This is a genomic window from Rhodococcus sp. YH1, assembly GCF_009939605.1.
GTDB classification, from domain to species: domain Bacteria; phylum Actinomycetota; class Actinomycetes; order Mycobacteriales; family Mycobacteriaceae; genus Rhodococcus; species Rhodococcus aetherivorans.
This window is the reverse complement of sequence record NZ_WVTE01000112.1, coordinates 1-7,538: the sequence shown is the minus strand read 5'-3', so window position 1 is coordinate 7,538 and position 7,538 is coordinate 1. Positions and strand designations below refer to the sequence as shown.

Annotated in this window: 8 protein-coding genes and 1 pseudogene; all 9 read right to left on the bottom strand. The window is 67.6% G+C overall.

The window, feature by feature from the left end; translation table 11 throughout:
- Positions 1-121: 121 nt before the first annotated feature.
- Positions 122-349, bottom strand: a pseudogene (locus AIIKEEIJ_RS10850) (NAD(P)-binding protein); the annotation flags it as partial.
- Positions 350-786: 437 nt separating this feature from the next.
- Complete coding sequence (locus tag AIIKEEIJ_RS10845) at positions 787-1,692, bottom strand: alpha/beta fold hydrolase (RefSeq protein ID WP_161995626.1); 906 nt, start codon at positions 1,690-1,692, stop codon at positions 787-789.
- A 38-nt stretch (positions 1,693-1,730) separates the two neighbouring features.
- Positions 1,731-3,233 (bottom strand): AMP-binding protein, encoded by a 1,503-nt coding sequence (locus tag AIIKEEIJ_RS10840; RefSeq protein ID WP_161995625.1) that lies wholly within the window; start codon positions 3,231-3,233, stop codon positions 1,731-1,733.
- The gene (locus AIIKEEIJ_RS10835) at positions 3,230-4,012 is read right to left on the bottom strand and encodes an alpha/beta hydrolase (protein ID WP_161995624.1); all 783 of its coding nucleotides are present in this window, start codon (positions 4,010-4,012) and stop codon (positions 3,230-3,232) included. The genes AIIKEEIJ_RS10840 and AIIKEEIJ_RS10835 overlap by 4 nt, the downstream gene beginning before the upstream one ends.
- Positions 4,009-4,548, bottom strand: a complete 540-nt coding sequence (locus tag AIIKEEIJ_RS10830) for a GNAT family N-acetyltransferase (RefSeq protein ID WP_161995623.1) — start codon at positions 4,546-4,548, stop codon at positions 4,009-4,011. The genes AIIKEEIJ_RS10835 and AIIKEEIJ_RS10830 overlap by 4 nt, the downstream gene beginning before the upstream one ends.
- Complete coding sequence (locus tag AIIKEEIJ_RS10825; RefSeq protein ID WP_161995622.1) at positions 4,545-5,537, bottom strand: alpha/beta fold hydrolase; 993 nt, start codon at positions 5,535-5,537, stop codon at positions 4,545-4,547. The genes AIIKEEIJ_RS10830 and AIIKEEIJ_RS10825 overlap by 4 nt, the downstream gene beginning before the upstream one ends.
- A gap of 86 nt (positions 5,538-5,623) precedes the next feature.
- A complete protein-coding gene (locus AIIKEEIJ_RS10820) occupies positions 5,624-5,974 on the bottom strand; it encodes a hypothetical protein (RefSeq protein WP_161995621.1) in 351 nt (116 codons plus the stop codon).
- A gap of 220 nt (positions 5,975-6,194) precedes the next feature.
- Complete coding sequence (gene fabG / locus AIIKEEIJ_RS10815; protein ID WP_100055629.1) at positions 6,195-6,923, bottom strand: 3-oxoacyl-ACP reductase FabG; 729 nt, start codon at positions 6,921-6,923, stop codon at positions 6,195-6,197.
- A 43-nt stretch (positions 6,924-6,966) separates the two neighbouring features.
- The coding region (locus tag AIIKEEIJ_RS10810; RefSeq protein ID WP_161995620.1) for a CoA transferase at positions 6,967-7,538 on the bottom strand (572 nt) is incomplete at its 5' end.

Genomic DNA, 7,538 nt, shown 5'->3' with positions numbered 1-7,538 from the left:
GACCGCGGTGCACCACATCGGCACTCGCACGGTCGCGGGATCCGGGGTCGGTGTCGCGCGCCATGCGCCCAGATTAGGGGATGCCGCCGGGCCGCCCCGGCCGATGCCCCGCATCGTGCGTCAGGCGTCGGTCGAACGAGTACTGGTAGACGAAGGACTGCGAATCCGACAACGCACCCGGGTACTTGTTCCAGTACCAGGTACCCCCCACCCCGCCCGCCTTGTCGATGGCGACGACGTCGAGTCCCTGCTCGTGGCGCAGCTTGTGCAGCGTGTAGATTCCGCCGAACCCGGCTCCCACGACAAGAACGTCGAGATCGCGGATCTGGTCGTGGATGAGTCCATCCATGGCCTGTACCCCTTCGATGGTGCGAACCCGCATGTGGCGTGGTTCATGTTCTGTCCACAATGGTGAGATGCGCGACTGCCGTCCGAGCGTTCCAATATGAAACACTCCGGAAATCGGGGCTCGACACACTCCCGAAACGGGCGAATCGACGGCATGGGGGCGGCAGGGAACGGGGCGGTTCACGGGCTCGGGATTCCGGACGGCCCGTCAGCGTCGGTGGGGACGGCGTGGTTGACAAGGACAGCCTGTGAGCACCCCGCTTCGAGCGGCATGAGTCGGCCCGGCGCAGTGCTCTGCTGCCGGGCCGGCGACGACCCGGCACGGACGGGCCTGTCGATCGAGAAGTGTTCTGATGGAGGATTTTTCGTGCACACTGATTCGATCTCGCGCCTCGGCGGCTCGCAGTCGTGTGATCGTGCGGTTCCGCCCGCAGGCCGTCAGGCGCGAGTCGCGGGGCCGACCTCGGCGGCTCGGGCGTGGGCGACGATCTCGTCGATCAGCTGCGGCCACAAGGGCTGGGGCAGGTTGTGACCCATGCCCGGAACCACGACCAGACAGGCGCCAGGGACCGCGTCGGCCGTCGCCAGACCACCTTCCACCTGGACCAGGGGATCGTCCTCGCCGTGGATCACCAGCGTCGGAACCGTCAACTCGCGTAGTCCTGGCGTGCGGTCCGGGGAGACCACAATCGCCGCGTACTGCCGCGCCACGCCGGCTGGGTTGTTGCCTCGCGCGAAGGCGCGTCGCGCGACGTCGGCGACGCGAGGCTCGTCGAGCGGGTATCCGGGTGAGCCGATCACGCGATACACCGTCAGGGAGCGTTCGGCGGCGGTGTCCGGGTCGGTCGGCGGCGGCAGGAACAACACCGCCTGCGCCTCCGGCCGCGCCTGTCCCACCTGGCGCGAGGGAGTGGACATGATGGAGGTCAGACTCCGGACCCGGTATCCGTGGTGAATCGCGAGCTGCTGCGCGATCATGCCGCCCATCGAGGCGCCCACGATGTGCGCGGACTCGAGACCCAGCGCGTCGAGCAGCCCGGCGGTGTCCTCGGCCATGTCCGCCAGCGTGTACGGCGGCGCCGGCGCGGCCTCCCCGCGAAGCAGGGCCCCCAGATTCGGAATCCCGCCCTCGTGAAGGTGGGTGGACAACCCGATGTCGCGGTTGTCGAACCGGATCACATGGAAGCCGTGGTCGGCGAGTTGGTCGCAGAACCGTTCGTCCCAGCCGAGCATCTGGGTGGCGAGCCCCGAGATGAGCAGCAGGGGTGAGTTGCCGGCGTCCCCGAAGGTCTCGTAGGCCAGTTCCAGCTCGCCGACGGCCACCCGTCGGGTCCGATCAGCCATGGGTGTTCCTCACCGGGTCGGTACGACGGCCGGGCCGGTCACGCCGGCGGCTGTTCGAGAAGGTGGGCGGGGATGCCGATTTCGCGTTTGAGGATCTTGCCGGTGGCACCCTTGGGCAGCTTGTCGGCAAGCCAGACGTGGCGCGGGTACTTGTACGCGGCGACCCGGCTCTTGACGTATTGGCGAAGCTCCTCGGGAGTTGCCTCCGCACCGGGTCGCAAGGTGATCGCGGCGGCAACTTCCTCGCCGTAGGTGGGATGAGGCACTCCGATGACGGCGACTTCGCGCACCGCGGGATGTTCGTAGAGCACTTCTTCGATCTCGCGGGGGTAGACGTTGTAGCCGCCCCGGATGATGATGTCCTTCTTGCGGTCGACGATGAAGTAGAAGCCGTCCTCGTCGCGACTGCCCATGTCTCCCGTATGGAACCAGCCGTCGACTATCGCGGCGGCTGTTGCTTCGGGCTGTTTCCAGTAGCCCTTCATGACGTTGTGTCCGCGGATGACGATCTCCCCCACCTCGCCGGGCGGGGTTTCGGTGCCGTCCCGAGCGACCAGCTTCAGTTCGACACCGTCGATCGGCACTCCGATCGACCCGGGCTTGGTATGCCCGATCCGGTTGAACGTGGCGGTCGGCGATGTCTCGGACAGGCCGTAGCCCTCGAGAATCGGTGCGCCGAAGGCTCCCTGGAATCCGTTCAGGACCTCGATCGGCAACGCCGCGCCACCCGAGATGCAGATCCGCAGACTGGAGGTGTCCGCCTCCGACAAGTCGGCGTGGAGCAGGGAAACGTACATCGTGGGGACGCCCTCGAAGACGGTTACCCGGTGGCGTTCGATGAGCCGCACGACCGCTACGGCTTCGAATCGCGGCACCAGCGACACACACGCGCCGGCCGCGAGGGAGGCGTTCAGCGCGTTGCTCTGCCCGAACGCGTGGAAGAACGGGAGGCAACCCAGCACCACATCCTCCTTACGGATGTCGAGCATGGCGACGAAGGTGGTGGCGTTGCGGTACATGTTCGAGTGGGTGAGCTGTGCGCCCTTCGGCGCGCCGGTCGTGCCCGAGGTGTAGAGGAGGACCGCCGTGTCGTCGTCGGCCCGGGCGGTCACCTCCGGCAGGCGCGGCCATTGGGCAGCGCCGGCCAGGGTGTCGTCGTCGATGACCACGATGTCGGTGCCGGTCGCTGCGGCCGCGGCCTGCGCCTCGGCCGCGATAGTGGTCCCCACCAGCGCCAGAGCGGCACCGGAATCGCGAAGAGCGTGCTCGATCTCGCGGGCCTTGAGGAGCGGATTCATCGGCACGACAGTCGCGCCGGCGCGCAACACACCGTAGTAGAAGACCGGGAACGGCACGATGTTCGGCAGCGCGATCCCGACCCGGTCGCCGGGTCGGATACCGCGGGCCTGCAGCCAGCCTGCCGCGCGTGCGGTCAGATCGTCGAGTTCGGCATAGGTGATGACGAGATCGTCCAGACGGATCGCCGGCCGGTCGGGATGACGGCGCGCGGACTCGGTCAGGATGTGGGCGAGGTTGGTCATGATCGGCTTTCGGGTGCTGGGTAGGCCATTCGGAGGAGAGCGGGCGGTCGGAACGGGGCCCATCGGTCCGGAGGCTGGGCGAGCCGGTCCGCGACCGCCCAAAGTGTCGCCGGGTTACCGGTGATGCCGAAGTGACTGGCAAGCACGGCGATGTTCTCGGCGCGGGGCGAGGGCTCGTCCAGGCAGGCCCGCCAGGCGAGGATCCCGTCGAGCTTGGAGTAGATCGACGTGGCGGGCACCGGAAGCGGCCCTGCGCCGCGTTCGAGCGGCAGATCCAACGGCTCGATGTGCTCATGGGAGTTGCGATGGAACAGGCGGTTGGCGCGGCTCTGTTCGTGCCGGGCGAGCCGGATCGGGCTGCCCAGGGTGATGACCTGTCGAACCGCCGACGGGGTGCGGCGGGCGAGTTTGCGCGCGAAAATGCCGCCGAGGCTCCACCCGATGAGCGTGACCGGCTGCTGGTAGCGGTTGGTCAAGTAGTCGAGCCGCGCCTGCGTGCCGTGCACCGCCTTGCTCGTGGGGCCGATGTTGCGGCCGAGCTGCCACCCGTACGTCTTGTATCCGAGCCCTTTGAGCACGGTCCGCAGGGTGTAGGTGGAGGCATCGCTCGTGTTCAGTCCGGGGAGCACGAGGACGGGGTGTTTGTCGCCGCGAGGAAGTGCGGCCAGCAGCGGTGCAGAGTAGGCCAGGAGCGCATAGTCGACGGCCGCGCGTGCGGGGTCGGTGAAATAGAGCAGGCGGCCCGGCGCCGTGTGGCCTCGTTGCGTCGTTCCGGTCACGGGGTGTTGTCCTCCAGGCCGAGTTCGGCACTGACCCCGATGGTGTCGATGGACGACCAGGTGGCGTCGACGAAGTGAGCGAGCATGACCAGGTCGCGCAGGTTGCCCTCGCGGTCACGGATATGGTCGCGCAGCAGCGCCTCGCCGGTGAAGCCGAGCGAACCGAACATTGCCAGCGAGTGCTCCTGGTCTGCGGCGAGCTCGACGACGACTTTGCGGCGGCCTGCGCGGATCGCGTCGGCGAGTGCGTGGCGGGCCAGCGCGCGGCCGATGCCGAGGCGCCGATGGGCCGAGTCGACGACGAGTCGCAGTTCACCGACGTGGTCGGACCAGCTGGGCAGCGGGCGCACCGCGGCGAATCCCACGACCGCGCCGTCGTCGAGCGCGACCCAGTGGGCCGGGCGGTCCGCCCAGCCGCGGACCGTGTCCGGCTCGGTGACATCCTCCCGCATCAGGGTCAGGTCCTCGGCGGGCAACCGGGCGAAGAACTCGATCAGGGCGTCGGTGTGGTCCCGGCCCAATGCGACGATGTTCATTCCTGTAACTCACTTCGCTGGATGAGGAATTCGATGATCGTGGGGATGGTGGTCTTGGCGGCGGTTCGGCCGACGAGCAGCCCGACGTGCCCCCCCTCGAGGCGCAGCTCGTGTTTGTCGGGCGAGCCGATCATGTCGATCAGCGGGCCCGCGGACACTTCCGGCACGATGTGGTCACGGGTGCCCAGCACGGTCAGGAACGGCACCGTGATGTCGGCGAGGTGAACGCGGTCGCCGCCGACAACCAGGGTGTCGTTGACGATGGCGTTGTCTCGGGTCATCTCCGCGAGCTGCCGGGCGACACCGCCGGGCAACGGAATATGGTCGGTTGCCCACCCGATCATCGCCTGGTGCGCCGCGACATAATCGTCGCTCCACATCCGTTCCCACAGGTCGACGTACTGGGTGATCTGCGCGGTCGGTTTCAGGACTTGGAAGCCCTGGTAGACGACCTGCGGCGGCACATTACCGTTCTCGTCGAGCACGTTCTCGATATTCAGTCCGCCGCCGCCGATCACGCTGGTCAGCGGTCCCAGTTGCTGCAGGTCGACCGGCGTCGTCATGACGGTCAGGCTGCGCAACGGCGCGTCGAGATGGTGGGCCGCGTACAGCAGTGCCAGGACGCTGCCGAAACAGTAGCCGAGCATATTGATCTGGTCGGTGCCGGCGATCTGCCGCACGCGGTCGACCGCGGCGGGCAGATAGTCGTCGACATAGTCGTCCAACCGGTTGGCTGCGTCGCGTTCGTCGGGAACTCCCCAATCCAGCAGGTAGACATCGAATCCCGCTGCGAGGAGCCGTTCCACAAAGCTGTTGCCCGATTGCAGATCCAGAATGTAGCTGCGGGAGAACAGGCTGAACACGATCAACAGTGGCGGCGACACTCGCACATCGTCGTTGCGGTAGTGCCACAACTCGCACCGGCCGTGGCGCCACACCACGTCCTTCGGGGTCTTACCGACCTCCGGCCGTGAGACGCCCGCTGCCATCCGAATTCCGTTGCGCGCCCGGAGCGCAGTGCGTTCCACCTCTCGGCGAACCCGGTCGACGATGTTCTCCGAAGCTGGTGTGGTCGTCACCGTCGATCACTCTCCGAGGGGTTGTCTTTGCGCTGTTCGAGCTGCAGCGACAGTCGCCGCACATCCCGGTCCAGCGCCCCGATCTGTTGGCGAAGCCGCTGCAGGTCTGTGCCCGCCGGCAGATTCACCAGGTGCCACACTCGTGCCGCGACGCCGTTCACACCGTTGCCCACGGCACGACGGACACCGAAAATCGTGGCGGTCACCGTCGCGAACACATCGCTGTGCACCAGAGCCTCGGCCCGCGGCGCCACCACACGGTCTGCGGCGTCGATGGGCTTTCGCCATACCGGTTTGCCTGTCATCGGTCCAGCCTGCTGCGCATGCGAGTTCCTCTTTCCGACCATCTCGACAGCACCGATCGACGCGACGAGGATCCAGCTTGTTCGAGTGGGAGAATTCCACGTTCAATATTGTGTGCGTCACATCGCACAAGGTGTTCCGATTCGGCACACGGGTGAATACCTGCATCCCGGCGTGCCGAATGCTGCTGCAAGTGTTCGACCGGCGCTGCGACGCCGGTCCAAACCCTCACTTCGTCGTCGCTCGGGCGCGGACGGCAACCGTCTACATGTAGCGGCCGCCGGTCACTTCGGCGACGGTACCGGTCATGTACGACGACAGGTCCGAGGCGTAGAAGAGTGCGACGGAGGCGATCTCCTCCGGCTCGCCGGCTCGCTGCATGGGGATCTCGGACATCTTCTGATCCCATGCCTTCTGCGGCATCGCCTCGGTCATGGCCGTGCGGATGAGTCCGGGCTGGATGACATTCACCCGCACACCCAGGTGAGCAACTTCCTTGGCGGCCGCCTTGGACAGCCCCACGATGCCGGCCTTGGCCGCGGAATAGTTTGTCTGGCCGACGAACCCGACCTTGCCGGAGATCGAGGACAGGTTGATGATCGACCCGCCGCCCGACTCCCGCATGATGCCGGCGGCCTGGCGGGTACCGTTCCAGCACCCGCGCAGGTGAACCTGGATGACGTCGTCGAACTGCTGCTCGGTCATCTTCCGCATGGTCGCATCCCGGGTGATGCCGGCGTTGTTGACCATGATGTCGAGGGACCCGAACGAGTCCACCGCGGCGTCGAGGAGGCGCGCCACGTCCTCGGACGAGGTGACGTTGCACCGGACACCGAGCGCGTCGGTGCTCAGCGAGGCCGCAGCGTCCTTCGCCTTCGCCTCGTCGAGATCGCCGAGGACGACTCGGGCCCCGTGGTCGGCGAAGGTGCGGGCGATCGCCAGCCCGATGCCCTGGGCGCCTCCGGTGATCACGGCGGTGCGTCCTGTCAGCATGATGGTCCTTTCCTGGTGGCCCGAGGTGGTCGAGCCGTACGTGCTATCGGGTGGGGGCGGGGTGGAAGTGTTCGGCCTGCAGGGCGATGCCCCCGGCGATCGTGGCGTCGGCGGTCTCGGCGTCCATTCCGGATTCCACGAGCAGCGCGTGGGTGTGCTGGCCGAGCGCCGGAACGTCACCCATGCGTGCCTCGACGTCTTCGAACGTGACCGGGGGCAGCAGAGCCTCGACCGGCGCGTGTTCGGTGCCGATGGTGCGCCAGCGGTTGCGCGCCCGCAGCTGCGGATGCGCGACGACCTGATCGAGTTGCTTGACCTGCGCCGCGGGGATGCCGGCGGCGGCGAGCCTCGCGTCCAGTTCCGCGGTCGACCAGCGGACGGTGCGCGCCGCGACGAGCGCGTCGCATTCGGATCTGTTCCGCACGCGCTGGACGTTGGTGGCAAAGCGGGGGTCGTCGGCCAGCTCGGGGGCCTCGAGGACATCGGTGACCAGGGCGCGCCACCCGCCGTCGCTCTGCACGCCGATCAGCACCTGGCCGTCCCGGGTGGGGAACGCGTCGTAGGGGGCGATGGAGGTGTGGCTCAGCCCCATTCGCGGGGGCTGGCTGCCGGTGT